At 61.6% G+C, this 26,629-nt stretch carries 22 protein-coding genes; 6 read left to right on the forward strand and 16 right to left on the reverse strand.

Features of this window, described 5'->3' with window-relative positions; all coding sequences use genetic code 11:
• The first annotated feature begins 65 nt into the window (after positions 1-65).
• Complete coding sequence (locus tag VM99_00560; GenBank protein AKJ96620.1) at positions 66-1,697, forward strand: diguanylate cyclase; 1,632 nt, start codon at positions 66-68, stop codon at positions 1,695-1,697.
• Positions 1,698-1,943: 246 nt separating this feature from the next.
• Positions 1,944-2,372 (forward strand): calpastatin, encoded by a 429-nt coding sequence (locus tag VM99_00565; protein ID AKJ96621.1) that lies wholly within the window; start codon positions 1,944-1,946, stop codon positions 2,370-2,372.
• Positions 2,373-2,423: 51 nt separating this feature from the next.
• Here the strand turns inward: VM99_00565 and VM99_00570 are convergent, their stop codons facing one another.
• The 12 genes from VM99_00570 to VM99_00625 all read right to left on the reverse strand — a co-directional run bounded on the left by VM99_00570 (position 2,424) and on the right by VM99_00625 (position 16,448).
• The gene (locus VM99_00570) at positions 2,424-3,422 is read right to left on the reverse strand and encodes a hydroxyproline-2-epimerase (protein ID AKJ96622.1); all 999 of its coding nucleotides are present in this window, start codon (positions 3,420-3,422) and stop codon (positions 2,424-2,426) included.
• A gap of 12 nt (positions 3,423-3,434) precedes the next feature.
• Positions 3,435-4,286, reverse strand: a complete 852-nt coding sequence (locus tag VM99_00575; protein ID AKJ96623.1) for an ABC transporter permease — start codon at positions 4,284-4,286, stop codon at positions 3,435-3,437.
• Positions 4,283-5,131, reverse strand: a complete 849-nt coding sequence (locus VM99_00580; protein ID AKJ96624.1) for an ABC transporter permease — start codon at positions 5,129-5,131, stop codon at positions 4,283-4,285. Before VM99_00580 ends, VM99_00575 begins: the two co-directional genes overlap by 4 nt.
• Complete coding sequence (locus VM99_00585; GenBank protein ID AKK01648.1) at positions 5,128-6,246, reverse strand: glycine/betaine ABC transporter; 1,119 nt, start codon at positions 6,244-6,246, stop codon at positions 5,128-5,130. Before VM99_00585 ends, VM99_00580 begins: the two co-directional genes overlap by 4 nt.
• Positions 6,247-6,323: 77 nt before the next feature.
• Entirely contained in the window at positions 6,324-7,172 is an 849-nt protein-coding gene (locus VM99_00590) for a glycine/betaine ABC transporter (GenBank protein ID AKJ96625.1), read from the reverse strand.
• A 71-nt stretch (positions 7,173-7,243) separates the two neighbouring features.
• The gene (locus tag VM99_00595; GenBank protein AKJ96626.1) at positions 7,244-8,590 is read right to left on the reverse strand and encodes an oxidoreductase; all 1,347 of its coding nucleotides are present in this window, start codon (positions 8,588-8,590) and stop codon (positions 7,244-7,246) included.
• Entirely contained in the window at positions 8,587-10,104 is a 1,518-nt protein-coding gene (locus tag VM99_00600; protein AKJ96627.1) for an aldehyde dehydrogenase, read from the reverse strand. The genes VM99_00595 and VM99_00600 overlap by 4 nt, the downstream gene beginning before the upstream one ends.
• A complete protein-coding gene (locus tag VM99_00605; protein ID AKJ96628.1) occupies positions 10,097-11,008 on the reverse strand; it encodes a dihydrodipicolinate synthetase in 912 nt (303 codons plus the stop codon). The genes VM99_00600 and VM99_00605 overlap by 8 nt, the downstream gene beginning before the upstream one ends.
• Before the next feature lie 747 nt (positions 11,009-11,755).
• Entirely contained in the window at positions 11,756-12,709 is a 954-nt protein-coding gene (locus VM99_00610; GenBank protein ID AKJ96629.1) for a LysR family transcriptional regulator, read from the reverse strand.
• 219 nt (positions 12,710-12,928) lie between these two features.
• Positions 12,929-14,173: a saccharopine dehydrogenase gene (locus VM99_00615; GenBank protein AKK01649.1), complete on the reverse strand. Its 1,245-nt coding sequence runs from the start codon at positions 14,171-14,173 to the stop codon at positions 12,929-12,931.
• Between the two features lie 25 nt (positions 14,174-14,198).
• A complete protein-coding gene (locus tag VM99_00620) occupies positions 14,199-15,296 on the reverse strand; it encodes a carboxynorspermidine decarboxylase (GenBank protein AKK01650.1) in 1,098 nt (365 codons plus the stop codon).
• 216 nt (positions 15,297-15,512) lie between these two features.
• Entirely contained in the window at positions 15,513-16,448 is a 936-nt protein-coding gene (locus tag VM99_00625; protein ID AKJ96630.1) for a phosphatase, read from the reverse strand.
• Positions 16,449-16,703: 255 nt separating this feature from the next.
• Here VM99_00625 and VM99_00630 point away from each other — a divergent pair, with 255 nt between their 5' ends.
• From VM99_00630 to VM99_00640, 3 genes are all read left to right on the forward strand, one after another.
• Positions 16,704-17,618, forward strand: a complete 915-nt coding sequence (locus VM99_00630) for a polyphosphate kinase (GenBank protein ID AKJ96631.1) — start codon at positions 16,704-16,706, stop codon at positions 17,616-17,618.
• Between the two features lie 69 nt (positions 17,619-17,687).
• Positions 17,688-19,307 (forward strand): nuclease PIN, encoded by a 1,620-nt coding sequence (locus tag VM99_00635; GenBank protein ID AKJ96632.1) that lies wholly within the window; start codon positions 17,688-17,690, stop codon positions 19,305-19,307.
• Positions 19,308-19,540: 233 nt separating this feature from the next.
• Complete coding sequence (locus VM99_00640) at positions 19,541-20,284, forward strand: short-chain dehydrogenase (GenBank protein ID AKJ96633.1); 744 nt, start codon at positions 19,541-19,543, stop codon at positions 20,282-20,284.
• Between the two features lie 67 nt (positions 20,285-20,351).
• Here the strand turns inward: VM99_00640 and VM99_00645 are convergent, their stop codons facing one another.
• The 4 genes from VM99_00645 to VM99_00660 form a co-directional block, all read right to left on the reverse strand.
• Complete coding sequence (locus tag VM99_00645; protein ID AKJ96634.1) at positions 20,352-20,735, reverse strand: fe2+ zn2+ uptake regulation protein; 384 nt, start codon at positions 20,733-20,735, stop codon at positions 20,352-20,354.
• A gap of 213 nt (positions 20,736-20,948) precedes the next feature.
• Positions 20,949-23,171, reverse strand: a complete 2,223-nt coding sequence (locus VM99_00650) for an energy transducer TonB (protein AKJ96635.1) — start codon at positions 23,169-23,171, stop codon at positions 20,949-20,951.
• A 122-nt stretch (positions 23,172-23,293) separates the two neighbouring features.
• Positions 23,294-23,695, reverse strand: coding sequence for a transcriptional regulator (locus VM99_00655; GenBank protein ID AKJ96636.1), 402 nt, complete (start codon positions 23,693-23,695; stop codon positions 23,294-23,296).
• Between the two features lie 26 nt (positions 23,696-23,721).
• Complete coding sequence (locus VM99_00660; protein AKJ96637.1) at positions 23,722-24,612, reverse strand: host specificity protein; 891 nt, start codon at positions 24,610-24,612, stop codon at positions 23,722-23,724.
• Between the two features lie 610 nt (positions 24,613-25,222).
• Between VM99_00660 and VM99_00665 the strand changes: the two genes are divergently transcribed.
• Complete coding sequence (locus VM99_00665; protein AKJ96638.1) at positions 25,223-26,617, forward strand: decarboxylase; 1,395 nt, start codon at positions 25,223-25,225, stop codon at positions 26,615-26,617.
• Positions 26,618-26,629: the final 12 nt, after the last annotated feature.

Here is a 26,629-nt window from a genome sequence, read left to right on the forward strand (position 1 = left end):
GCGACGATAAGCGAAATAAAACGCCAAGGACCCTGGCTTTGCGACTCAATCCATGGCGACAAACGATGCATTTCCTTCCTTTCAACAGCCTCCGGGCGCGCTTCGCCATCGCAGTGGCCTCGGTTGTGCTGGTCCTCAGTTGCCTGTTCGGCGCCGCTATCGGCGAGTCCTCCATCTCCAGGCTCAAGGAGCACAACGGGCTGCAGTTGAGCGAGTACGCCTACTCGATGATCGATCGCCTGGACCGCGACATGAGCAGTCGCTCCAAGTCGCTCACGGTCCTGAGCCAGCTGCAAGCCCTGCGCGACCCGGCGAACACCGGCGAGGCCCGGTCGCTGCTCAACCACCTCAGCGACCAGTTTCCCAGCTACTCGTGGATCGGCCTGACCGACGCGCACGGCACGGTGGTGGCCTCCACCGACAAACTGCTGGAAGGCGCGGACATTTCGGCGCGCCCGGTCTTCCTCCAAGGCAAGGACACAACCTTCATCGGCGACGTCCACGACGCGGTCATGCTGGCCAAGCTGCTGCCCAACCCTTCCGGCGAAGCGATGAAGTTCGTCGACATCAGCATGCCGGTCCGTGACAACGCCGGCCAGTTCATGGGCGTGCTGGCGACCCACCTGTCCTGGAAGTGGGCCGCCGAGGTTGGCCGATCCCTGTTCGAGCCGTTGCAGAAGCGCTTACCTGGCCTGGAGTTCCTGGTGGTCAGCAAGGACGGCACCGTGCTGCTGGGTCCCAAGGCGATGATCGGCAAGCCCCTGGGCATCCAGCTCGACGACGGCAGCGGACAAAACTGGTCGGTGGCGCGCTGGCAGGACGGCAACCTCTACCTGGCCGGTTTCGCCCAGAGCACCGGCGTTGACGACTACCGTGGCCTGGGCTGGACGGTCATTACCCGACAGCCGGCCGACGCAGCCTTTGCCGAAGCGCATCAGTTGCGCGATGAGATCCTGATCTGGGGCATCGTGCTTTCGGTGGTATTCGCGTTGGTTGGCTGGTTCGTGGCAGGCATCATCACCGGGCCGGTGAACCAGATCGCCGATGCGGCCGCGCGCCTGTCCCAAGGCGCTGACGTGCGCATCCCGCTGCTCAAGGGCAGCCGTGAGGTCGAGACGTTGAGCCTCGCGATCCGCCACCTCGTCGACAGCCTGACCCGAAAAAGAAGCCAACTGGCCGTGGCCGAAGGCATGGCCTACCGCGATACCGTCACCGGCTTGCCCAACCGGGCGGCGCTGGACAAATACGTCGAGGCAGTGGCCAGCGAAAGCGGCGAGCGGCCTGATTTCGGCGTGCTATGCCTGGACCTCGACGGGTTCAAGCCCGTCAACGATCGCTTCGGCCATGCCATGGGCGACGCGCTGCTGCAGGAAGTCGGCAATCGCCTCCTCACAACGGTGCGCGACGGCGACATCGCCGTGCGCCATGGCGGCGATGAGTTCGTCCTCCTGCTGCGCCTGCGCTCGGGAGAAACCCTGACCAACATCCAGGGCGCCGCCCAGCGCATCGTTGCCAAACTGGCCGAACCGATGCTGCTGGCCGGAGAAACGCTCCAGATCGGCTGCAGCATCGGCGGCGCCCTATGGACCGGCGGCGCGTTCAGCGAAGCCCTGGCCCAGGCTGATGAAGCCCTTTATCGGGCCAAGCGTGCGGGCAAGTCCCAGGCGAAGTTTCATGAGGCGTTGGAGCTGCGCTGACGGGCCTCGAGGCTGAGCGGCTGTAACCAAGGCCTGCACGGCCGAGCAATGCCTGGTGGCGAGGGAGCTGGCTCCCGCTGGGACGCGAAGCGGCCCCTGTTGGACACGATTGATATCGCGAGGTGTCAGGGTAGATAGGAGGGCCGCTTCGCAGCCCAGCGGGAGCAAGCTCCCTCGCCACGGTTTGTGTGTTCTTCAGGGATCCGCTTAACTGACCGGGATTAACTTGCCTGCGGGGGGCATCCCATGACTGAATCACTGGAACGTTTCGTCCAGGCCCAAACCTCCACCTTTGAAACCGCCATGGCTGAGCTTGAGCGCGGGCGCAAGCAAAGCCACTGGATATGGTTCATCTTTCCCCAACTGCGCGGCCTGGGTCGCAGTGAAAACGCCGCCTACTATGGGCTGCGGGACATTGAAGAAGCGCGCGATTACCTGCGGCACCCCCTGCTGGGACCGCGTCTGGAACGGGCGACTCGCACCGTGCTGGACTCGTCAGTGCCGGTCCAGCGACTGCTGGGGGAGCTCGATGCCATGAAGTTCGCGTCGTGCATGACGCTGTTCCGCGCCGCTGCCGAAGCGGGCTCCGTGTATGCGCGGGCGCTGGACAGCACGGTGAGTGTCGATGTGCGAACACTGGAGATGCTGCACAAGCAAGAAAAAAACGGCGTCTAACGGCTGGGCATCGAAAGCACAAACCGACACCCAACCTCGGCCTTTTCGTCCTCAGGCCAACTGAAACCCATGGGCCAGCGGATCCTTGTCGTCGACGAAGATCGTGTTATGGCCAATGATCTGCGCCCAGCCACTGATGCTCGGCCGGATGCCGGCGAAGGCGCCGACAGCGACGGCCGCTTCGACCTTCCCTTCGAATACCGTGCCGATCAGGCTTTCGTTGCGGAACGTGTCACCGACCTTCAAGCGGCCCTTGCCGAACAGCTGGGCCATCCTGGCCGAAGTGCCGGTGCCGCCGGGCGAGCGGTCGATGGCTTTATCGCCGTAGAACACCGCGCAGCGACCATCGGCTGTGGCGTTGTGCGGCGCATCGCACCAGATGATGTGGTGGACGCCGCGGATCCGGCTGTTCTCGGGGTGGACAGGGTCGCAGATGTCCGCCAGGGCATCGCGAAGTTTCTGGCTCAGGCCGACGATATCCGCGGCATTCAACCCGTCGAAGCCTGCCCAGTTCGCCTGGGGTTCGACCACCGCGTAGAAGTTGCCGCCATAGGCGATGTCCACCGTGAGCACGCCGACACCGGGGACCTCGACCGATACATCAGCGCTGTGCAGGTAACTGGCGACGTTGAACAACCGAATCGCATCGACCGTCTCGCCCTCCAGCGTATACGCCACATCGACCCGACCCGCCGGCGTTTCGATGGCCAGGGTGCCCGGTACGCGAGGAACGATCAGGCCCTCTTCGATGACCACCGTCGACAGCCCGAGGGTGCCGGCACCGCACATCGGCAGGCAGCCACTGACTTCGATGAACAGCGCGCCGAAGTCGCAATCGTCCCGCACCGAGGGATAAATGATGACGCCGGACATGATGTCGTGGCCCCGGGGCTCGAACATCAACGCCGTGCGCACCCAATCGTGATCGCGGACAAATATCTCCCGGCGCTCGGCCATGGAAACGGCGGGCAACAGCGGCCCGCCTCCGGCCACCACGCGCACGGGGTTGCCGCAGGCGTGGGAATCGATACAGAAAAAACTGCGTCTCATGCAGGGCTCCTCCTAAACCAGTTTGGCCGGCGCGTGACGCTGCAACGCCCCGCGTGACAGTCGGTCCATCAGCAAGGCGACCGCGACGATGGCCAGGCCAGCCCGCAGCCCCAGGCCCATCTCCATCCGGGACAGGCCCCGGGTCACTTCGGCCCCCAGGCCACCGGCCCCCACCAACCCCGCCAGGACCACCATGGCCAGGGACATGAGGATGCATTGGTTCAGGCCAACCAACAGGGTTGGCGCCGCCGTGGGCAGTTCGATCTTGAACAGGATGTCCCGAGGCGAAGCCCCCGATGCCTGGCCCAGTTCGAGCAGGTCCTTGGGCAGTTGCTTGAAGGCCAGGGTGGTGAGCCTGAGCATCGGCGGGATGCCGTAGACAATCGTCGCGATGATCGCCGGTACACGCCCGAGGCTGAACAGCATCACCGCCGGGATCAGGTACACCCAGGGCGGCACGGTCTGCATGATGTTCAGGATCGGCAGGAAAGCGTCCTCGACTTTCTTCACCCGAGCGGCCAGGACGCCCAACGGGAACGCCACCGACACCGAGATCAGCACCGCCACCGAGACCAGCGCGATGGTTTGCATGGACGCCACCCACAGGCCGGAAAACAGGCAGAACGCCAACATCAACGCGGCAAACAGCGCCACCCGCCGATTGGCGAAAAAGAACGCTGCGGCCACGACGATGCCGATGAGCACATAGGGGTGCGGTGCCAGCAGCGCATGCTCGACAAAGCCCAGTACCGCTTCGACGACCTGGCTGATGGCGACAAACAGACCGTGCAGGTTGGCGTTCAGCCAATCCACGCCGGGCGCAAGGAATTGGCCCGGTGAAAAACGCATGTCCGACATACTCATTGGCTGTCTCCCACTCGCGTACGGGCGGCGGCCTGCGCGAGACGATCGAGAATCATGGTGAGGATCACGATGGCGATGGCGGCGTTGATGGATTTGGCGATGTCCAACGTGCGCACCGCGCCGTAGATGGCTTCGCCCAACCCGCCCGAACCGACGATGCCGGCGATGACCACCATGCCGAACGCCATCATCAGGCTCTGGTTGACCCCGGCCATGATGCTGGGCATGGCGAACGGCAAGCGGATCTTGAAGAACATCTGCAGGCCGGTGACGCCGCTGGCATTGCCCAGTTCGATGAACTCGTTGGGCGTCATGCGGATGCCCAGCGAGGTCAACCGCATGGCCGGCGGCACCGCGACGATGAACGTCGCCAGCAGCGCCGTGGCCGGCCCGTAGCCGAGCAGCGCAATCGCCGGCAACAGGTAGATGTACGGCGGCATGGTCTGCACCAGGTCAAGGCAAGGGTCCACCACGCGATCGAACGCCGGGGTCAGGCCGGCGACAACCCCAAGGGGGATGGCCACCAGCAAGGCCAGCACCGTCGCGGTGAGCACCAGGGCCAGGGTGCTGACCGTTTCCGGCCACAGGCCGATCAAGGCGCAGAACATCAGCGCCAGGCCTGCCAGCAGCGCAAAACGCGCACCGATCATTCGCCAGCCGACCAGGGCCACGATCAGCGCGACAACCCAGGACGGCGGGTACGCGATGCACCACAGCACACCTTTGTAGACACTGGTCAGTGCCCCGTTGGCAGCGTCGAAAAGAAACTCGCCATGCTCCGACAACCACTCCAGGGTGGCGTCGATGGCCGCGTCGAACTGGCTGGAGAAATCAGGCGTACTCATGTCGCCGCCTCCAGCGCATCGACGGCCGACGGTGCAATGAACTCGTTAGCAGTACCCTGCACGCCACGCAGCAAGTCACGGGGTGTAATGACGCCAACCACCACGCCGTTATCGACCACCGCCAGGGCATCGCGCTCGGACTTCATGGTCAGGCCGATCAACTCATCGATGTCCGCGTCCGGCGTGGTCTTGGCCAGCTTAGCGATATCACAACCGGGATTGGCCGCCTTGAACGGCTCCACCGGCGTCATCACCGAATGCGCCTTGACCAGGTGCAGCCGGGAAATGCCGGCGACAAACTCGGCCACGTAGTCATCGGCCGGGTTCAAGACAATCTCTTCGGCCGTGCCGACCTGGATGATCACACCGTCCTTCATGATCGCGATGCGGTCGCCGATGCGTATCGCCTCGTCCAGGTCGTGGGTGATGAAGACCGCCGACTTGCCCAGGTCCTTGGTCAGTTGGCGGAACTCGTCCTGCAACTGGCGGCGAATCAGCGGGTCGAGCGCGCTGAACGGCTCGTCCATGAGGATCACTTCCGGGTCGGCGGTGATCGCCCGGGCCAGGCCGACCCGCTGCTGCATCCCGCCGGACAGTTCGGTCGGATAGCGCGAAGCCCACTCACTCAACCCCACCTTCGCCAGCGCCCGCTCGGCCACCTTGTAGCGCTCGGCCTTGCCGACGCCCTGGACCTCCAGGCCAAAGGCGGTGTTTTCCAGCACGGTGCGGTTCGGCAACAGGGCCACGCTCTGGAAGACCATGCCGATGTGCCGCGCCCTCACCTCGCGCAACGCCTTGGGTGACAACGCAGACAGGTCCTTGCCCTTGACCAGGACCTTGCCCGCGCTGGGGGTGATGAGTTTGTTGAGCAGCCTGATCAGCGTGGATTTACCACTGCCAGACAACCCCATGATGCAGAAGATCTCTCCACGCCGAACCTGGAGACTGACATCCGAGACGCCGACTACGCAGCTGTATTCTTGCAGTATCTGGGTCTTGGTGAGCCCGCGCTGGGCGACCGCATCGATCGCCGCGGGCGCGCTCTTACCGAAGATTTTCCAGACCGACTGGCAATCCACCAGCACTTCGTGAGTGTCTATTTTGGCCGTTGTCATTTCGTAACCCATCGAGCCGGTTCGTACCGGCTTCTCTCATTAATCAAAGGGCGGCAGTGGCAAGCACGCAAGGCGTATCAGTTCTTGATGTTTCCCCAACGCTTCAACAGATCGCTGTGGCTGTCGGTCCAACCCTTCACGGCCTGCTCCATGGTCTTGCCGTCCTTGACCTCGGCGTTCATCGAGGTGATGTCGGCAATCGGCACATAGACACTGGCCATCAGTTCACGCGCACGTGGGTTGGCTTCGGCAAAGCCTTTGTGGCCAATCCAGTAGTAGCCTTGCAGCGGTGGGAAGATCGCTTTTGGATCCTTGAGGAATTTCAGGTCGAATTTCTTGGTCATCCAGGACGGATCCCAGACGGTCACCGCAACCCATTCCTTGCGGTCGACAGCCGACTTCAGTGCGGCGGTCATGGCCGAGGTGCTGCCCTCGATCAACTTGAGCTTGAGGTCGTAGGCCTTGACCACGTTGGTGGCGTCGCTCATCAGGCCCGAACCGGGTTCGATGCCGATGATCTTGCCGCCAAACTTGTCCGCGTTGGCGTTCAACTGGTCGATCGAATCGATGTCGACGTAGCTCGGTACGGCCAGCCCCTGGTAAAGGCCGAAGGACACCGGCGACAGTTTTTCGAGCTTGTTCTTGTTCTTGTTCCAGTAGTCGGAGGCTGCATAGTCGGTCTGGGACGCCAGCACCTGGACGTCACCCTTGGTCAACGCCGCGTAGGCAATGCCCCACTCGGAAAACTCGACGACTTTCACGGTGTAGCCGGAGTCTTCGAGCACCTTCTTGGTGATACCGGTGATGGGCGTCAGGTCCTCCCAGTTCATCGTCCCCATGGTGATGGTCTTTTCTTCAGCGTGAGCTTGCAGACTCATCATGCCGGCGATGGCGACGGCGCAGACTGTCTTCCAGATCTTGTTCATGGCGTTTCCCCGTTCTACGTTTATGGAACTGGCTCCGGCTTTTGAAAGCCGCTTCTTTTTTTACAACTGCTTCAACCTTCTTTTCCCGCTTTGAATGCCTGCCAACGAATGACCGAGCGCACCCCCCATTGCGTCAACAACCTGGGCGGCAGCCTGCTCGGCCCCGGGGCATGACTGAAACTCTCAAGGAACTTCGAGTCGGTGCCCGTGGCCAACTCAGCGGCCATGACCCCGGCCAGGGTGCTCTTGACGGTGCCCAGGCCGTTCTCACAGCAAGCGCTGTAGAGGTTCGGTTCAATTTCGCCAAACGCCGGTGCGCTGTTGCGACTCAGGCAGAGCCGCCCCGCCCAACTGAATTCGAACGGCGTGTCCTTCAATTCAGGGAAGCGCAGGTCCAGCGAGTGCCGCTGCTCTTGCGCAACGGCCGCGACCCGCTTGGGGGTTACCTGGATGCTAGGGTCGTAGGTGAATTTGGTCCGGATGACGATTCGCGACAAACCGTCCGAGGTTATCTTGCGCAGCGTGGCGCCCATGGGATCGGCCGGCAGCAACGCCCACCGGTCCCTGCCGGGCAACGTCTTGTCGAACTGCTCATCCCGGTAGCCGGCCGTCATCGACGCGTAGGTGAACACGTGCAACAGGCGGCCCTTGAAGTGGCCGAAATCCTCGATATGGCCGTTGACCGCCAGAATCACCTTGGGCGCAGTGACGGTACCGCGATGCGAGCGAGCGACCCAGTCGCCGCCGGTCCTGGACAACTCGATGACTGGCGAGCGCTCCAGCAGCGTCACCTTGTCCGCCAGCCCGGCCGCCAGGTCGCGGATGTATTGCGCCGGCTGGATCATGACCGCGCCGGGGGTGTACAACCCGCCGTGGTAGTAAGTCGAACCAGTGATTTCGCGCATCTGCGCGGCATCGAACAACTCATACCGCTCGCCAATACCATGCAGCGACTTGGCGTAGTTGTCATTGAGCTTGAGCCCGCGCTCGGTGGCCGCCGCGTTGATCTTGCCGGAAGGATCGAACGTGTGCGCACTCATGCCGTATTCATGCGCGGCCTGGGAGGCAAAATCGATCGCAAACCGATTTTGCGCAATCTCCAGGGCGGTGGCCGACTCACCAGCCACGGAGTACTCGCCCGACGACAGGTTATGCGGCACGTCGATCATGAAGCCTGAGTTCCGGCCGGCGGGCCCCTTCGCCACTTCGTGCGCATCCAGCACCACGATGCGCTCGCCCGGGCGCAGCTGCGACAGCCTGCGCGCGGCGGAAAGGCCGGCAAAACCGGCGCCGATGATCACCCAATCGGCGGTCACCTGCCCATCAAGCATGCGCACGGGCGTCGAGCGCGTCGAAATGGCCTCCCAACCCGAGACGCCGGTGTCTACCGGTAGACGCTTGATGGTATGGGCGCTCATTTTACGGTCTCGTCAACCGACCGATCGGACACATCGATCCAGATGGTCTTGATCTCGGTGTACTGGTCATGGGCGAAGACCGATTTGTCCCGACCACCGAACCCCGACTCCTTGTAGCCGCCGAACGGCGTCGAGGCGTCACCTTCACCGAAGCAATTGACGGTGACGATGCCGGCGCGAATCTCCCGCGACAGCTTGATCGCCTTGCGCAGGCTGCCGGTGTACACCGACGCCGCCAGGCCGTAGGCCGTGTCGTTGGCCAGGGCGATGGCTTCGCAGATCGACGTGAACGAGGTCACGGACAACACCGGGCCGAAGATTTCTTCCTGGAACAAGCGGCTGTCACGGTCGACGCCGTCGATCACGGTCGGCTGCACGAAGGCGCCATCCTGGGTGTCGCCGCCGTACACGACGGCGAGCTTGTCGCCGTTCGCGTAGTCGAGGTACGACTTCACTTTCTCGAAATGATCACTGCTGACCAAGGCCCCCACGCGGTTGTGCGGGTCGAGGGGATCGCCCATCTTCCACTCATTGAGGTAGGCGCCCATGCGTTGGAGCAGTTCATCCTTGACCGATGCATGTACCAGCAGGCGCGACGTTGCCGAGCAGTTCTCGCCCATGTTCCAGAAGGCGCCGTTGACCACTTGCTCGGCCACCAGGTCCAGGTCCTCGGCGTCATCCATCACCACGGCGGGGTTCTTGCCGCCGCATTCCAGCACCACGCGCTTGAGGTTGGAGTCGGCGGCGTAATGCAGGAAGCGGCGGCCGGTGGCGGTGGAACCGGTGAAGCTGACCATATCGACGTCTTTGTGCAGGCCGATGGGTTCGCCAACGTCCTTGCCGGTGCCCGTCACGATGTTCAGCACACCGGCTGGGACGCCCGCTTCAAACGCCAACTCGGCGACGCGCAACGTGGTGAGCGTGGTCTGCTCGGCCGGCTTGACAATCACCGAGCAGCCGGCGGCCAGCGCCGGGCCGATTTTCCAGGCGAGCATCAGCAGCGGGAAGTTCCAGGGCAGCACACACCCCACCACCCCGATCGGCTCGCGCACGACCATGGTCAGGGCATCGTTGCCCACCGGGGCGGTATGGTCGTAAAGCTTGTCGATGACTTCAGCGTGCCAGCGCAGGGTGTGAATCGTGTCCGGCACATCCACGCATTGGCACTCGCGCACAGGCTTGCCGCTGTCCAGGCTTTCCAGCACCGCCAATTCGTGACGGTTGTCCTCCAGCAACTTGGCGAACTTCAACAGCACGGCCTTGCGTTCGCCCGGCGCCAACAGCCTCCAGCGCCCGTCCTCGAACGCTTCCCGGGCCTTGCTCACCGCGTAGTCGACATCCTCGACGGTGCAGGCGGCGATGTCCGCGAGGAATGCGCCGGTGGCGGGGTTATGGGTGGCAAATGTCTTGCCGCCAATCGCCGGTTTGAAAGCCCCGTCGATAAACGCATTGGACGGAAATGAAATGGATTTGGCGATAGCGGCATATTCAGCCGCAGTAAGCAGATCACGCATGGTTGGCTCCCGAGGTAATGTGTGCGACGGTGCGTTTCACGTTGGCGATAACGGTTTGCAGACTTCGTTTATCACCCGCATTCAACGGACGCAGTGGCGCACGCACATCACCTACTTTCAATCCATTCAATTCGCAGCCGAACTTGATTGACTGCACGAACTTTCCACCGTCCAGTGCATTCATCAGCGGCATCATTGCCGACATGATCTGGCGACCTTTATCGAAGTTCTTTTCCAGCACACAGGCTTCATACAACGCGACATGTTCCCTGGGCAGGAAGTTTGAACCGGCACACACCCAACTGCGCGCACCCCAGGCAAAGAACTCCAGGGCCTGATCGTCCCAGCCACACGACAACGCGATATGCGGAAACTCCCGCGCCAACAAGTGAACCCGGCCCATATCACCGGAACTTTCCTTGATGGCGACGACATTCTTCGACTTACCCACGCGAGCGAGATAATCCTCGTTCATTTGCACGCACATGCGGCCTGGGTAGTTGTAAAGCATGATCGGCAGGTTTGCCGCACGGTCGATGGTCAACGCGTGGATCGCGTTCTCCTGGTCGGTCGGCAGCGCATAGGGCGGCGTGGTGACCAGGATCGCGTCAGCCTTGATGGCCTTGGCATCCTTGGCGAACAACACCGCGTCTTCGGTACGGATGGCGCCGGTGCCGATGATCAGTTGAACCCGCGAGCCGATGACATCCTTGGCCCGGGCGGCCAGTTCCAGACGCTCTTCAGCGGTCTGCGCATAATATTCGCCGGTCGAGCCGCCAATAATAATGCCGTGTACTTTCGCCTCGACCAGCGACTCCAGAACGTCATCGAACACATTCCAGTCGATATCGCCATCGGGCGTATGCGGCGTCACCGCCGGTGTATAAATACCTTCGAATCTCAAGACGGTTTCTCCGATTTCAAATGGCCGGAAGTATCAACAAGCGCCTCGAGCCAAGTCCGGCGGCGCACGATATAAATTCCCCGTGTGAACGGGACCGATTAATGAAAATAAAAACCTAAACTGACCAGCGCACATCTTTCAGTTATCTGCGAAAGCCCTTCTTCGCCCTGCACTCGCTCATACAGACACGGCACGAATACAACGCGAAAAAGCATCCACTGAAACAATGTCTAATCGTTTGGCAGGCACCAAACGACGTACCACGATCTTATTTTTAGAAACTTACCTGACAAAACAACGCCCCTTAGTTACAGCTGTTCGAGGGCCCGCTTGTTCAACATACCGTCTTCATAAACGCTTACGGCTTGGGTGAAGAGTACGTGTCAAAATCATTTCTCAACAAGAAACATTTATTCCGAGCAATGCATAACCTAGTGTTATCAATCAGTCGGTTTTAGGGGGTTGAGCTTGGAAAAAAGGGGGCAAAATGCGGGTTTGGGTGTGCCCTGACCCCACACGAGATTTTGGGGTGTATGCCGCCTTTGCATGCACCAGCAAGACCTGTGGGAGCGGGCTTGCTCGCGAAGACGGCGGCACATCCAACATTTTCATGACAGACACACCGCTTTCGCGGGCAAGCCCGCTCCCACAAGGGATTTGGGGTGTACGAAGCCTTTGCATGCACCAGCAAGCCCGCTCCCACAGGGGATTGAGATATGGCCGCGAGCGCCACGCCACAGGGAGGACTCAAGCCAACTGCGCAAGCATCCAATCGCGCAGCCGACAACACGCCTCATCATTCTGCCGATCCTGGCGAAAGGTCAGATAATGCAAACTCTCCCTGAGCACCACCTCCTCACTCACCGGACGAATCAACGTGCCGTCCTCCACCAACTTCTCCACCAGATGATTCCACCCCAGCGCCACCCCCTGGTGTGTCAGCACCATGGTGATGATGAGGTTGTAGTCATTGGCATTGAGCACATGAGGGCTGTCGAACGGGCGGTCGTTGATGTCGATGTCGTTGAAGGCCAGCCAGACACCCCAGTCCACGTGCTCCGCGACCTGGGAGCGCCCGTAGGGGCTCAGGTTCAGCAGGACGCCGTCGCGCAACCCCTCCAGGCTTGAAAGCTCGGGGTGCGCGGCCTTGTACTGGGGCGTGCAGACCGGATAGATCACGTCATGGAACAGTGGGTAGCACTGGTAGCCATCCTGGATCTTGGCCATCTTGGTAATGAAGATGTCCGGGCGAATGCCGGGCTCCATGGACAGGAAGTTCTGCGTGGTGATCAGGTTCAGGTCGATGTCCGGGTTCTGGCTGAAAAACGTCGGCAGCCTCGCCGACAGCCATAGTGCGGAAAACGCCGGGGAACAGCACAGTGTCAGGACGCGTTTGCCGGCATTGTGGGTACGAATGCGCTCGGCCGCCTGGGAGATATTGACGAACGACATCTGCGCCGCGTCGAAGAAAATCACCCCGGCTTCCGTCAGCTCGACCGCCCGCCCCACCCTTTTGAACAGATCGACCTCAAGGTAGGCCTCAAGCTCGCGGATCTGTCGGCTGATGGCCGCCTGGGTGACGCACAATGCCTCCGCCGCCCGAGTGAAGCTTTGGTATTTGGCGGCCGCCACGAATGACTTGACGGCCTTGAGCGACGGCATTTTCAGCAACGTCAGATCGGGATCGATGTGCTTGACCATACGTGAGCGCTGGATGTCCTGTGGCGGCTGGCGGGAAAACGCATGTTTGGCGCCGGGCTCATTCCCCCGGCGCCTGAGAGAGTATCCGAGTTTGGCGGCCAGGGGCCAGAATGACCGCGGCCCCTCGACGACCCTGCAAAACGAAAAATGCCCCGCATCTTGCGACACGGGGCATTTTTTCTGGAGCGCGAAACGCTACCTACCGGTTACCTAAGCCGTTCAGGCCTGTTGGTTCCAGGGACGGTCTCCCTGCTCATCCTTGATGCGCGTTGGCAGGCCCATCACGTCCAACGCTTCGAGGAACGCCTCGGCCGGCAACTCTTCGACGTTGACCATGCGCTGCACGTCCCACTGGCCACGGGCGACCAGCAGCGCGGCAGCCACGGGTGGCACGCCGGCGGTGTAGGAAATGCCCTGGCTGTCGGTTTCCGCGAAGGCGTCTTCGTGGTCGGCCACGTTATAGATGAACACTTCGCGTGGTTGGCCGTCCTTGACGCCCTTGACCAGGTCGCCGATGCAGGTCTTGCCGGTGTAGCCAGGCGCCAGCGAACTCGGGTCAGGCAGCACGGCCTTGACCACTTTCAGCGGCACCACTTCCAGGCCCTCGGCGGTCTTGACCGGTTGCTCGGAGAGCAGGCCCAGGTTACGCAGTACCGTGAACACGTTGATGTAGTGTTCGCCGAAGCTCATCCAGAAGCGCACGTTGGGCACGTCGAGGTTCTTCGACAGCGAGTGCACTTCGTCGTGGCCGGTCAGGTACAGGTTCTGCGAGCCTACGACCGGCAGGTCGTCGGTGCGCTTGACCTCGAACATGGTGTTGCTGGTCCACTGGCTGTCCTGCCAGCTCCACACCTGTCCGGTGAACTCACGGAAATTGATTTCCGGATCGAAATTGGTGGCGAAATATTTGCCGTGGGAGCCGGCATTGACGTCGAGGATGTCGATCGAATCAATGCGGTCGAAATACTGTTGTTGCGCCAGGGCCGCATAGGCATTGACCACACCCGGGTCGAAGCCGACGCCGAGAATGGCGGTGATGTTCTTCTCTTGGCACTCTTGCAGATGCTTCCACTCGTAGTTGCCATACCAGGGCGGCGTCTCGCAGACCTTGCCCGGTTCTTCGTGGATGGCGGTGTCCAGATAGGCCACGCCGGTATCGATGCAGGCACGCAGCACCGACATGTTGAGAAAAGCGGAGCCGACGTTGATCACGATCTGCGACTCGGTTTCGCGAATCAGCGCCTTGGTCGCTTCGACGTCCAGGGCGTTCAGTGCAAAGGCCTTGATGTCGGCGGGTTGCTTGAGGCTACCCTTGGCCTTGACGCTGTCGATGATGGCCTGGCATTTGGAGATGTTGCGCGACGCGATAGCAATACGACCGAGTTCGTCGTTGTGCTGCGCGCACTTGTGGGCCACCACCTTGGCGACACCTCCTGCACCAATGATAAGTACGTTCTTCTTCAATTTCTTCAAGTCTCCTTCTGTCCGCTCAAGAGAGGCTGGACAGGTAGTCGTCGTAAACAAATTCGCGAACCAGCTCGACACTACCGTCGAGTTGTTTCACTACGATGGACGGCATTTTCAGGCCGTTGAACCAGTTCTTCTTGACCATGGTGTAGCCCGCTGCGTCGATGAACGACAGCCGATCGCCGATGGACAGCGGACGATCGAATTGATACTCGCCGAAGATGTCTCCGGCCAGGCAGGACTTGCCGCACACCATGTAGGTGTGTTCGCCCTCGCTCGGTGCCAGCTTGGCGTTCAGGCGATAGATCAGCAGGTCGAGCATGTGCGCCTCGATGGAGCTGTCCACCACGGCCAGGTGCTTGCCGTTGTAGAGTGTGTCGAGCACGGTGACTTCCAAAGAAGCGCTCTGGGTGATCGCCGCTTCGCCCGGTTCCAGGTAGACCTGCACGCCATACTTCTGCGAGAAGGCTTTGAGCCGCGCGCAGAAGGCATCAAGGGCATAGCCCTCGCCGGTGAAATGGATGCCGCCGCCGAGGCTGACCCACTCGACCTTATGCAGCAGATGACCGAAGCGTTCCTCGATAGTGCCGAGCATCTGGTCGAATAGACCGAAATCGCCGTTCTCGCAGTTGTTGTGGAACATGAAGCCGGAGATCTGCTCGATGACCTGCTCGATCTTCTCCGGATCCCATTCGCCCAGGCGGCTGAACGGTCGCGCCGGGTCGGCCAGCAGGTAGTCCGAGCTGCTCACTTGCGGATTGACCCGCAGGCCACGGACCTTGCCGGCCGAGGCTTGGGTGTAGCGCTGCAACTGGCCGATGGAGTTGAAGATGATCTTGTCGCAGTTGGCGAGCATCTCTTCGATTTCGTCGTCGGCCCAGGCAACGCTGTAGGCGTGGGTCTCGCCCGCGAACTTCTGGCGGCCGAGCTTGAGCTCGTAGAGCGACGACGACGTGGTGCCGTCCATGTACTGCTGCATCAGGTCGAACACCGACCAGGTGGCGAAGCACTTGAGTGCCAGCAAGGCCTTGGCCCCGGACTGCTCGCGCACGTAGGCGATCTTCTGCATGTTCGCCAGCAGCTTTTGTTTGTCGATGAGGTAGTACGGCGTCTTGATCATTTTCGCGGCCTCCGGCAAGGCGAGCCAAAAAAGGATGCGCATTGTGCCTTCACTGAATGCATATCGAAAGAGCGAAAAGCCCCGTTCGCGCAATCACTCGGGCCCAGGCCGTCGCTGGCGACAGCCCAGTGCATTCGCGGTTGGATGGAACAACGGTGGCGAGCGCTCTGGATAGAGCCGCTGCCAGTATGGGAAGACGGGCGTGACAGCGCCGGATCAGCGCTTGTGGATCAGGTCATGGAGAACGCCAAAGCGCAAACCCGGTTCGGAAGCGATCATCTGGGTGATCCCGAAAGCCTTGAAGGCCGCCAGCATGATCGCCAGGCCGCCGGGCAAGCTGCCCAGGCGATGGGCTTGCAGGCCGGCCAGGCGTAGTTGTTCGACATGCCGGACTTCCAGCAGGCGCAACGACAGGCGCAACAACCCGGTGTAAGTGATGCCGCCTTGTCCCAGGTCGTTCAGGCCATTGGCCTTGAGCACCTTGGCCAGCATCCGCGCCGTGCCGGACGAACCGATCGCCAGTTGCCAACCCTGGGCACGAAAACCCATCGCGACTTTTTCAAAGGCCAGGCTGGCCACGCGCTCGGCCTCCAGCAACGCCGGGGCCGTGATGTGTCCGTCACGGAAATAGCGCGTGCCAAAGGTACCGCTGCCGATGGCAAGGCTCTCGGTCAACAATGGCTGGTCGCCCCGCCCCAGGATCAGCTCGGATGAGCCACCGCCGATGTCCACCACCAGCCGCGTGTCCTCGACACCCGGCACCGTATGAGCGACCCCGGCGTAGACGAGACGGGCTTCTTCTTGCCCCGACAGCACGTCGATCCGAAAGCCCAGGTGGCGTTGGGCGCTGTCCAGGAACAGTTGCGCGTTAGCCGCTTCGCGCACCGCGCTGGTCGCCACCGCCCGCACCCGGCCGGCTTCAAAACCTCGCAGTTTCTTGCCAAACCGTGCCAGCGCCTGCCATCCCCGATCCAGTGCCAACTCATCCAGCGCCCCGGCCTGCAAGCCTTCGGCCAGGCGGACCGGTTCACGCAGGGTCTTCACTTCCTGAATCACCAGGCGCCGGTTGCGCTTGACCGTCTGGCCAATCATCAAGCGAAACGCGTTGGAACCCAGGTCAATGGCCGCAAACAGGGGGGCGTCGCCTTTCATCGCGGTGTTCCTTGCACATTTATCTGCCAACGGTTGGATCACCCGGTGCGGGTTTGCCAAAAAGCTTGCCACAGGGTCGATGACACCTGGATGACAGCGCGGCGTGTTCTTCGATCTCCAGTGGAACGTGCGGGCATCGAGCGTAGATAAACGGTTTAGCCCATGGCGATCGCGTGAAGCACAGATGACCGTCACGCACATGTAACAAATTGCGACTAGCGTCGAATTCGCCTCTCCACGACGCGAGTTCCCCCCATGCTTAGCCAGGACATCTTGATCCAGCGCATCCACCGCGAGCTGCTCGATCACACCGACGAAGAGCTGGAACTGGAGTTATCCGAAGACGGGCATGACATGGACGCCTTCTTCGACGAGCACACGCCGCCGGGCAGCGAAAAGGACAGTCGCCGGCGTTACTTCAGCGAGCTGTTTCGCCTGCAAGGCGAACTGGTGAAGCTGCAGAGCTGGGTGGTCAAGACCGGGCACAAGGTGGTGATCCTGTTCGAAGGCCGCGATGCCGCCGGCAAGGGTGGCGTCATCAAGCGCATCACCCAGCGACTCAACCCACGGGTCTGCCGGGTCGCCGCCCTGCCCGCGCCCAACGACCGTGAACGGACGCAATGGTACTTCCAGCGCTACGTCTCCCATCTGCCGGCAGCAGGCGAAATCGTGCTGTTCGACCGCAGTTGGTACAACCGCGCCGGGGTCGAGCAGGTCATGGGGTTCTGCACCGCCGACCAGTACGAAGAGTTCTTTCGGACCGTGCCGGAATTCGAGCGGATGCTCGCCCGCTCGGGCATCCAGCTGATCAAGTACTGGTTCTCGATTTCCGACCAGGAACAGCACCTGCGTTTTCTCAGTCGCCTCCACGACCCGCTCAAGCAATGGAAGCTCAGCCCCATGGACCTGGAGTCCCGCCGGCGCTGGGAAGCCTATACCAAGGCCAAGGAAATCATGCTCGAACGCACCCACATCGCCGAGGCCCCGTGGTGGGTGGTGCAAGCCGACGACAAGAAAAAGGCCCGACTCAATTGCATTCATCACCTGCTGGGGCAGATGCCCTACGAAGAGGTGGAAGTGCCAGCAATCGAGTTGCCACAACGGGTGCGACAGGAAGATTACACCCGCAGCCCGACGCCACCGGAGCTCATCGTGCCGCAGGTCTATTGATCCGGACCTGATCGGGCACCCGACCTCGAGCCTTCCCTCAACAGCTTATTATTAGAAGCGGATTTCATCATGACGAACCCGACCCTGGCCATGGACTCACCGAGTTCAGTCGCCCACAGCTCAAGACCGCAACTCAACCGCAAGCCGAGCGTGATCACCCTGGTGGTGTTTTTCGCCGTGCTGGGCAGCGGACTGCTGTTCACCGCCTACAGCCTGATGCACGACATGAACGAACTGGGCACGGTGGTGACCACCTGGACGCCATTTCTGCTGTTGGGCGTAGCCCTGCTGATCGCCCTGGGCTTCGAGTTCGTCAACGGCTTCCATGACACCGCCAATGCCGTCGCCACGGTCATCTACACCAACTCCATGGCACCGAATTTCGCCGTGGCCTGGTCGGGCTTCTTCAACTTCCTCGGGGTACTGCTGTCCAGCGGCGCCGTGGCCTTCGGCATCATTGCGCTGCTGCCGGTGGAACTGATCCTGCAGGTCGGCTCTTCCGCCGGTTTCGCCATGATCTTCGCCCTGTTGATCGCCGCCATCCTGTGGAACCTGGGCACTTGGTGGCTGGGCTTGCCGGCCTCCTCGTCCCACACCCTGATTGGCTCGATCATTGGTGTCGGGGTCGCCAACGCGCTGATGCATGGCCGCGACGGCACCAGCGGCGTGGACTGGGCCCAGGCCACCAAGATCGGCTACGCGTTGCTGCTGTCGCCACTGGTGGGTTTCGGCTGCGCCGCGTTGCTGCTCCTGGCGCTGCGCGCCTTCGTCAAGAATCGCGCGCTGTACAAGGCACCCGAAGGCAACACGCCGCCGCCGTGGTGGATTCGCGGCATGCTGATCCTGACCTGCACTGGCGTGTCCTTCGCCCACGGTTCCAACGACGGGCAGAAAGGCATGGGCCTGATCATGTTGATCCTGGTCGGCACCCTGCCCATGGCTTACGCGCTGAACCGCGCCATGCCCGCCGACCAGGCGCTGCAATTCGCCGCCGTGGCCGAAGTCACTCAACAGGCCCTGGTGAAGAACTCGCCGCTGCCGGCACCGGCAGATCCACGCGCGATCCTGACCACCTACGTCGGCACCAAGGAGGCGACGCCGCAACTGGTTCCGGCCCTCGCTGCCCTGACCGGCAGTATCGGCGCCGAGGTCAAGGGCTACGGCTCGCTGGCCAGGGTGCCAGCCGAGGCCGTGGGCAACGTGCGCAACGACATGTACCTGACCAGCGAAACCATCCGCCTGATGGACAAGAACAAGGTCGGCCACTTCGACGCCGACACCAGCGCCAAGCTGCAACTGTTCAAGCAGCAGATCGACAATTCCACGCGCTTCATCCCGCTGTGGGTGAAGATCGCCGTGGCCATCGCCCTCGGCCTGGGCACCATGGTCGGCTGGAAACGCATCGTGGTGACGGTGGGTGAAAAAATCGGCAAGAGCCACCTGACCTACGCCCAGGGCGCCTCGGCCGAAACCGTCGCGATGCTGACCATCGGCGCCGCCGACATGTTCGGCCTACCGGTGTCCACCACCCACGTCCTGTCGTCGGGCGTGGCCGGGACCATGGTCGCCAACGGGGCCGGCTTGCAAATGCGCACGATCCGCAACCTGGTAATGGCCTGGGTCCTGACGCTGCCTGCCGCGATCCTGTTGTCCGGGAGCCTGTACTGGTTGTTCACCCGGCTGTTCTGATGCCTTTAGCGCCAAGGCCCCACGGATGGGACCTTGGGCGACGATCTGCGCAGCAGCAGGATGAGTCACGCCATACGAGTCATAACGACCAACGTGAAGGTTGTTTTGACCCTGGCCAGCGCGAGTCAAATTGACACGATCAGTTTCAACTAATTGATTTATATAGTGTTACCGATTGGCACGACTTCTGATCAGGTCACTCGCCCCTTTTGGCGAACCTAGGAAGAAGCCCCATGCACAATGAATTCAAGCCCAACCTCAGCGTAGTCACCGGTGCCAGTTCGGGCATCGGCCTGGCCGTCACCCGGCGCCTGCTGGAAAGCGGTTCGAAGGTGGTGGCGATGTCGCGCCAGATCGGCGGCCTCGGCGAACTGGTCGAGCGCTTCGGCGACCTGCTGTCCTGGTTGCCTGGCGACGTCACGCAGGTCGCGGACCAGGCCAGGCTGGCGCAACGGGTCGGCACCCTGGGCCAGGTGGATTGCCTGGTACCCAACGCCGGCATCGCACAACTGGCCGATGGCCTGGACCTGGCGGCCTTCGACCGTCAATGGGCAGTCAATGGCGCGGGCGCGCTCAACACCTTGAGCAGCCTGCGCGAGCATCTGGCCCCTGAGGCATCGGTGGTCTTCATCGGGACCTTCCTGGAACAGGCCACCTTTGCCGGGTTGGCCGCGTACATTGCCTCCAAGGCCGCGTTGCGCGCGCAGATGCGCACCCTGGCGGTAGAGCTGGCGCCCCACGGCGTGCGCCTCAACATGGTCTCACCGGGGCCAACCGCCACGCCGATCTGGGGCACCCTGGGCCTTGATGAACAGGCCTTGGGCTCCGTGGCCAACACGGTCAACCAGCGGTTATTGACGGGCCAGTTTCTTGAGCCGCAAGCCGTGGCCGACGTCATTCTCTTCCAGTTGAGCCGGGGTGCACGCGGCGTGTATGGCCAGGACTGGATCGTGGACAACGGCTACACCTTGCGTTGATCGTCCGGTGCGCGGTTCGCAACTGCCGCGCACCTACCCCCTTTTTTTGAATCCTTGCCCTTGCGGGTCACCGTCCGTCATCGAGGTGCTGTTCGAGCATCGCCCAAGCCTCGGCGGTGAAGCAGTAGGTCTTGTCTGCCTGGAACAGGATGAGTCCCTCTTCGCAAAGTCGCCTGAGCACTTCGCGCACACTGACGAACGACAGGTCGGCAGACGTTTTCGCCAAATAAGCATGCACGCCGCGCACGCCCATCGTGCGGCCGTCCTGGGCGGCCGCCAGCAACGCGTTGATCACCTTGAAGCGGATCAGGCTGGTGCGCAGTCCATAACAACGCAGCAGGTCGCGAATCGGTTCGTTGGCGCACCGGTCGGGATCGTGGGCCTGCGGCTCTGCCGCCGGGCGCAATGGCGCGCGCGCATTGGAGGGCGTCATGCCTGGATTGCCTTGCATATGAAAAGTCCTTTTCAGAGGGTGATCGAACGGGGGTGGCCCGGTACGGCGGCCACCCGTTGTTGTGCGTCTAGGCTATGTACGAAATAGCCTGAAACTTGGTTATGCGGCGTTAAAAACCGGCTCGGAATGCTCATTGACAACCAGTCAACTGCGCTTCCTCGCCGGTTTTTGCCTTGCCTAACCTGCGTTTCAAACTATTTCGTACACAGTCTAGAAATCGACCGTGGCCGACAACTGCAACGTGCGTGGCGAACCGGCGGAAAACGCACCATACGAGGCGACGCCCGACCAGTACTCGCGATCGAACACGTTTTGCACCGTGGCCCGGAACGTCGTCGGCCGGCCTTCGATTTTGGTGGCGTAGCGGGCTCCTGCATCGAAGCGGGTCCAGGCATCCAGCGACTGGGTGTTGGCCTGGTTGACGTACTGCTTGTCGGTATAGATCGCCCCGCCGGTGAGGGTAAAGCCTTGCACCCATGGGGTGTCCCATTCGGCCCAGAGGTTGGCCTGGACGTCCGGCACGCCTACGGGTTTGTTGCCCCGGTTGGCGGCGGTGGCCGACTCCGTCAACTCGCCATCGAGCAGCGTCACGCCGCCCATCAGCCGGGTGCCGGGGGCAACTTCGCCGAACATGCTCAGCTCGACACCGCGGTTGCGTTGCTCGGCCTGCACCGAGAACACGCCATCCGCGCCCAACTCGCCACCCGGCTTCTCGATCTGGAACAACGCCAGGGTGGTCATGAAGGTGCCGTGCTCATACTTGACGCCGAGTTCGTGCTGCTTGGACTCGTAGGGGGCGAACGTCATGCCGCTGTTGCTTGCCCCACTCGGCGCGGTATCGCCTTTGCTCAGGCCCTCGACATAGTTGTAGTAGAAGGACACGTCGTCCCAGGGCTTGACCACCACGCCCACCATCGGGTTGGTCGCGCTGTCGTCATAGCGGGAGCTGACCGCGCCGTTGCTGTAATTGCGCGACTCCACGTTTTGCCGGCGCAGGCCCAGGGTCAGTTGCAACCGGTCGTCGAGCACCGACAGCGTGTCGGTCACGGCGACGCCGGACAGCTCCGATTCGGACACCCGTTGGACCTTGGGCGAACGCAGGTACTGCTTGGGGGCATCCACGGGATGGTAGATGTTCGAGGTAATCGCCGTACCGTTGGTGATCCCCCGGGACAATTCATCCTGGTAGGTGGTCGCCATCACCGTGGTGGTGTGGGTGACCGGGCCGGTGGCGAACACGCCGCGCAAGCCGACGTCGGCGGTCGAACGATCGACGTTGAACTTATAGTGCCCCGGCACGTTGCTGGTATCCCCGGCACTGTTGAGGATCCTGGGCACCTGGTCGGACATCCGATCGACGTCCGAGCGGCCACCGCCGGCATGAGCGAACACGGTCAGCGAATCGTTCAGGTCATACTCGCCGCCCAGCAGGGCCGACTGTTCACGGGTGTCCGACCAGCCCCACTTCTGCGGCAGGTTGGTCCGGCCGTTGGGCGCGGACGGCACCTCCACGCCCGGTGCGATCGTGAAGGGCCGCGAGGCACCTTCGAAGCTTTCTTTCTGGCTGATGAAATCGAGGTTCAAGCGCAACCGCTCGCCCCGGTAATCGAGGGCAATGGCGCCGATGTTCAGCTCACGCTCCTGATCGTCCACGACAGTATCGCCGCCCCGCAGGCTGCCATTGAAGCGCACGCCAAACTGGTTCTCGGAACCGAAGCGGCGACTGAGATCAAGATGACCGCCGACCTGGGAATCGGATTCGTAGGTGGTGGTCAAGCGCGTCAGGTCTTCGTCCAGCGGGCGCTTGGGGACGATATTGATCACCCCGCCGATGCCACTGTTCGGTGAAATCCCGTACATCAGGGCGCCCGGCCCCTTGAGGACTTCAACCCGTTCGGCGTACTCGGTAAACACCCGATAGTTGGGTGCCACGCCGTAGACGCCGTCGTAGGCCAACTCGCCGATGTTGCCCTCGCCGATCGGAAAGCCACGGATGAAGAACGAATCGACGATGCCGCCCGTCTGCCCTGTCGAGCGCACCGAGGGATCCCTCTGCAAGGCGTCGGCCACGGTCACGGTCTGCAGATCGGCCAACGTCTTGGCGGTGTAGCTGGTCACGTTGAAGGGGGTGTCCATCACGTCCTTGTTGCCCATCATGCCCAGGCGTGCCCCACGGGCCACCTGCCCGCTCGCGAGCGCCGGCGGCAGCGCGGTCGCGCCGTTGTAGGCACCGGTGATGTTGATCTCATCGAGGGTCAGGCCCTGGGCATCCGCCGGCGCCGAAGCGTCGGCGTTCGCGTCGGCACTGGCCGGCGACGTGGAGGTTGCAGCCCAGCTGTTGGCGCTCCCTGCGACCAGAACAATGCCCAGCGTGGCGCAACGAATCGCGAATGAAAGCGCGGATTCACCGCAAGGTCGACGTGCAACAGACATGACGTAAGGATCCTTTTCAGCAAGAGAAAATGGTAATCACTCCTATTGCCAGCCGACCTGCGGAAAAGTATCACCCCACGGGCGTTATTTTTTTCCGCACCCTGCCCGCCCCGGCGAGCCGCCTACCCATACAGGCGCTCCAGCGGGATCGCGATGACCGGCAGGGCCGGGTAGAACGCGTGCCGCGTAGTCTTGTACGGGAACAGTTCGCCGCGCTCGATGGTGGTGAAAATCCGCGCCACCTCGAACGCCTGGCCGGTCTGCCAGTGCCGCACGCGCACCCGAGGATCGGCATAGTCGAGCTGGATGCACGGCACTCGCTTCAACCCCAACTGCAGCGCCGCGTTCAGCCGGTGGTTGCCGTCCATCACGATGCCTCGGGAGCGCTCGACAATGATCGGTTCCAGCCAATGGCCGGCCCGGACGATCGACTGCCGGACCGACTCCACGTTGGCCGGATCGACGTGCTCCGATTGCAGCACCTCGCACAACGGTCGGAGCGAAATCTGATAACCCTGTTGCATGGCATTTCCCCTGATCGATGGCCGGTTCAGCAGGCATCCGCCTTGGCGGGTTCCCCGTAGAGACTGGCCACGTCCAGCAGCCGTTGCGCATGCTCGATGAGGGGCAGATCCACCATCTCGCCGTCCACCTGCACGGCATGGCTGCCACTGGCCACGGCCTGCATCACCCGGTCCGCCCACGCCAACTGGTGGGCATCGGGCAGGAATGCCTGCTGGACCGTACGCAACTGGCCGGGGTGGATGCAGAGCTTGGCGCCAAAGCCCAGGGACCTGGCGTAGTGCGCCTCGTGCTTGACCGCCGCCAGGTCGCTGATCGCCGGGGTCACGCCGTCGACCGGTGCCGGCAAGCCGGCGGTTCGCGACGCCAGCACGATGCGATTGCGGGCGAAGAGAAACGCCTCGGGCACCTGGCTGCAGTTGATGTCCAGGGAAAAATCCAGGGAGCCGAACGCCAGCCGCGAGAGCCCGGCGATGCCGGCGATCGACTCGACCTCATGCAAGCCCCTGGCGGTCTCGATGATGGCGACGACCTTGAGCCCGGGCCTCCACGCCAGCAAGCGCTCGACCACCTCGGACAACCCCTCGCCATACTGCGCCTTGGGCAGGAAGATTCCCGAGCAGCGCTGCGGGTAGCGCATGTCTTCGAGCCACTTGAGGTCCTGGCGGAAGAACTCACTGCCAACGCTGTTCAGGCGGATGTAGCGCTGGCAGGAAACGTTGGGCGAACTCTCCTGCCAGGCCCAGATCGCGGCGCGGGCCGCGGCTTTGCTGTCGGGATGAACCGCGTCCTCGAGGTCGAGGATGATCGCGTCCGGAGCCGCCGCGACGGCCTTGGCGAAACGCTCGGGGCGGTTCCCCGGGACGAACAGGTAGCTGATGGGAAGCGTGGGGGTGGTACCGGGACGTTCAGTGGTCATAAAGCTCTCCTAGGCATGCAACTGTCGTGGTTCAAGCGAAATTTCATCGATTTCGGGCGGGGCCATCGCGGTCCTGCAACAGCCCCTTACAACGTCGGTTAATTCCTTGTTGATCAAGGTATTAAGGCGCTCTTCCAAGTACGGATGGGCACCTGCAAACGTGAGCAAACAAGCGTTTGCACACGTTCAGCCAACGAGTAAATATTCAAAATATTTGAAAACCTTACTTGATAATCGTTCGCGTTAGCAATATGGTTCTCGCCATCGAAGATATCTCTCACACAACAAAGGAAGTTTTCGTACTCCCCAAGGAAGTGCAGTGCAGTGATGTCATTTGAATGTCAGCTAATGACCCTGTTCGAGAATAAGCCGCAGACTCGATAACGGCCTCTTCACGCCCAGGTAAAACCTCATGGAATGGATTTCTATGCAATATCTTTGTGAAGTATTGATAAAACCTGACGTCACGATAGTGAGGCCGGGTTTCGTTTGGCACGCACCGCCAGGCGTTTAAATCGTTCATGCCTGAAAAACGGCAAGTTCATATTCTTCGATAACACCAAGTTATCGAAAACTTGATGGGTGTTGATTTATACGCCAGGGGTTAACTATGCCTACTGTAATGACGCCAACATTTAACAATGTAACTGAAGTGCATCAACCGACCCTCTTGGCGCCATTGCTCGACCCGCTAATCGCGCAGTTCATCCAGCACTGTCCAGGCAAACTTTCAGCACTGGTCGACCACTATGGATCGCCGCTGAACCTGGTATGGCCCCACGCATTCAAGCTCAACGCGGCGGCGCTTCAGGGCGTGCTGAAACACTACAACGTCGCCCACACGCTGTTTTACGGCGCCAAGGCCAACAAGTCCCAGAGCCTGCTGGCGGCGGCAGCGGCGATGGGCATTGGTGTCGATGTTTCGAGCCTTCACGAGTTGCACGCCGCGTTACGGGCCGGTATTCCAGGACAGCATTTATGCGCAACGGGACCGGCGAAAACGACAGTATTCCATCAAGCCCTGGTGGACGTCGGCGCCCTCATCTGTGTGGACTCACGGGAAGAAATCGGCCACCTGGCAACGCTGCTGGCGTCCAGAACAGCGTCAAGAAAAGCCAGAATCCTGTTGCGTTACCGGCCAAAAAGCTGCCCGACGAGCCGCTTTGGCATGGGCGCCGACGATGTGCTCGGGTGCCTGCAACAGTTGGCGCAGGAACGACAGCATTTTCACTTCGAAGGTTTTCATTTCCACCTCGGCGGCTACGGCCATGAATCGCGCGTCCAGGCGTTTGGCGAAGTGGTGGCGTATGTCGACGCCGCCCGGGAAATGGGGCTGGCCCCCGTCATGATCGACATCGGTGGAGGCCTGCCCATCCGATATGTCGACCCGCAGCGCTATGACAGTTTCCTGCGCAACGACAATAACCCCAGCCATTATTACAACCACACAGTGCCCGAGGCTTTTTACCCCTACGGCAGTCAACTCACCGCCAGCCAATGGTTGGCATTGTTCCTGGAGTCCGATTGTTTACCCGGCCAAACGATTGCCCATTATCTGCAATCGCAAAACATGACCTTGGCCCTGGAACCCGGCCGAAGTTTGGTCGACCAGGCCGCCATTTCAGTGTTCCGGGTGACTCGCTGTAAAAAACTGGCCAATGACAAAACCGTTATTTTCGTCGAGGGCAGCAGTTTCAGTGCCTGTGAAACATGGTTTTCATCCGAATACCTGGTGGACCCGATCCTGATCAGTGCAAGCGCGCCACCGCACACCCCGACACACGCCTATATCGCCGGACATAGTTGCCTGGACGATGACGTCATTACTTATCGCCTGATCAACTTTGTAACCTCGCCCCAGGCCGGTGACTTATTGATCTACGCCAATACCGCCGGTTATCAGATGGACCTGCTGGAAAATGAATTCCATCGCCATCCCCTGCCCCGGCGTATTACCGCCACTTGTTGTACGCAAGGCCACTACACATTTTTACCTGACTGCTAAAAAGGGAGTCTT

Origin of the sequence: Pseudomonas chlororaphis (assembly GCA_001023535.1) — a bacterium.
Lineage (GTDB): Bacteria > Pseudomonadota > Gammaproteobacteria > Pseudomonadales > Pseudomonadaceae > Aquipseudomonas > Aquipseudomonas chlororaphis_E.

What these genes read in the sequence shown, in the direction of transcription:
- VM99_00560 (AKJ96620.1), top strand. Translation starts at nt 66, where the DNA reads ATGCATTTCCTTCCTTTCAACAGCCTCCGGGCGCGCTTCGCCATCGCA.
- VM99_00565 (AKJ96621.1), top strand. Translation starts at nt 1,944, where the DNA reads ATGACTGAATCACTGGAACGTTTCGTCCAGGCCCAAACCTCCACCTTT.
- VM99_00570 (AKJ96622.1), bottom strand. Translation starts at nt 3,422, where the DNA reads ATGAGACGCAGTTTTTTCTGTATCGATTCCCACGCCTGCGGCAACCCC.
- VM99_00575 (AKJ96623.1), bottom strand. Translation starts at nt 4,286, where the DNA reads ATGAGTATGTCGGACATGCGTTTTTCACCGGGCCAATTCCTTGCGCCC.
- VM99_00580 (AKJ96624.1), bottom strand. Translation starts at nt 5,131, where the DNA reads ATGAGTACGCCTGATTTCTCCAGCCAGTTCGACGCGGCCATCGACGCC.
- VM99_00585 (AKK01648.1), bottom strand. Translation starts at nt 6,246, where the DNA reads ATGACAACGGCCAAAATAGACACTCACGAAGTGCTGGTGGATTGCCAG.
- VM99_00590 (AKJ96625.1), bottom strand. Translation starts at nt 7,172, where the DNA reads ATGAACAAGATCTGGAAGACAGTCTGCGCCGTCGCCATCGCCGGCATG.
- VM99_00595 (AKJ96626.1), bottom strand. Translation starts at nt 8,590, where the DNA reads ATGAGCGCCCATACCATCAAGCGTCTACCGGTAGACACCGGCGTCTCG.
- VM99_00600 (AKJ96627.1), bottom strand. Translation starts at nt 10,104, where the DNA reads ATGCGTGATCTGCTTACTGCGGCTGAATATGCCGCTATCGCCAAATCC.
- VM99_00610 (AKJ96629.1), bottom strand. Translation starts at nt 12,709, where the DNA reads ATGGTCAAGCACATCGATCCCGATCTGACGTTGCTGAAAATGCCGTCG.
- VM99_00620 (AKK01650.1), bottom strand. Translation starts at nt 15,296, where the DNA reads ATGATCAAGACGCCGTACTACCTCATCGACAAACAAAAGCTGCTGGCG.
- VM99_00625 (AKJ96630.1), bottom strand. Translation starts at nt 16,448, where the DNA reads ATGAAAGGCGACGCCCCCCTGTTTGCGGCCATTGACCTGGGTTCCAAC.
- VM99_00630 (AKJ96631.1), top strand. Translation starts at nt 16,704, where the DNA reads ATGCTTAGCCAGGACATCTTGATCCAGCGCATCCACCGCGAGCTGCTC.
- VM99_00635 (AKJ96632.1), top strand. Translation starts at nt 17,688, where the DNA reads ATGACGAACCCGACCCTGGCCATGGACTCACCGAGTTCAGTCGCCCAC.
- VM99_00640 (AKJ96633.1), top strand. Translation starts at nt 19,541, where the DNA reads ATGCACAATGAATTCAAGCCCAACCTCAGCGTAGTCACCGGTGCCAGT.
- VM99_00645 (AKJ96634.1), bottom strand. Translation starts at nt 20,735, where the DNA reads ATGCAAGGCAATCCAGGCATGACGCCCTCCAATGCGCGCGCGCCATTG.
- VM99_00650 (AKJ96635.1), bottom strand. Translation starts at nt 23,171, where the DNA reads ATGTCTGTTGCACGTCGACCTTGCGGTGAATCCGCGCTTTCATTCGCG.
- VM99_00655 (AKJ96636.1), bottom strand. Translation starts at nt 23,695, where the DNA reads ATGCAACAGGGTTATCAGATTTCGCTCCGACCGTTGTGCGAGGTGCTG.
- VM99_00660 (AKJ96637.1), bottom strand. Translation starts at nt 24,612, where the DNA reads ATGACCACTGAACGTCCCGGTACCACCCCCACGCTTCCCATCAGCTAC.
- VM99_00665 (AKJ96638.1), top strand. Translation starts at nt 25,223, where the DNA reads ATGCCTACTGTAATGACGCCAACATTTAACAATGTAACTGAAGTGCAT.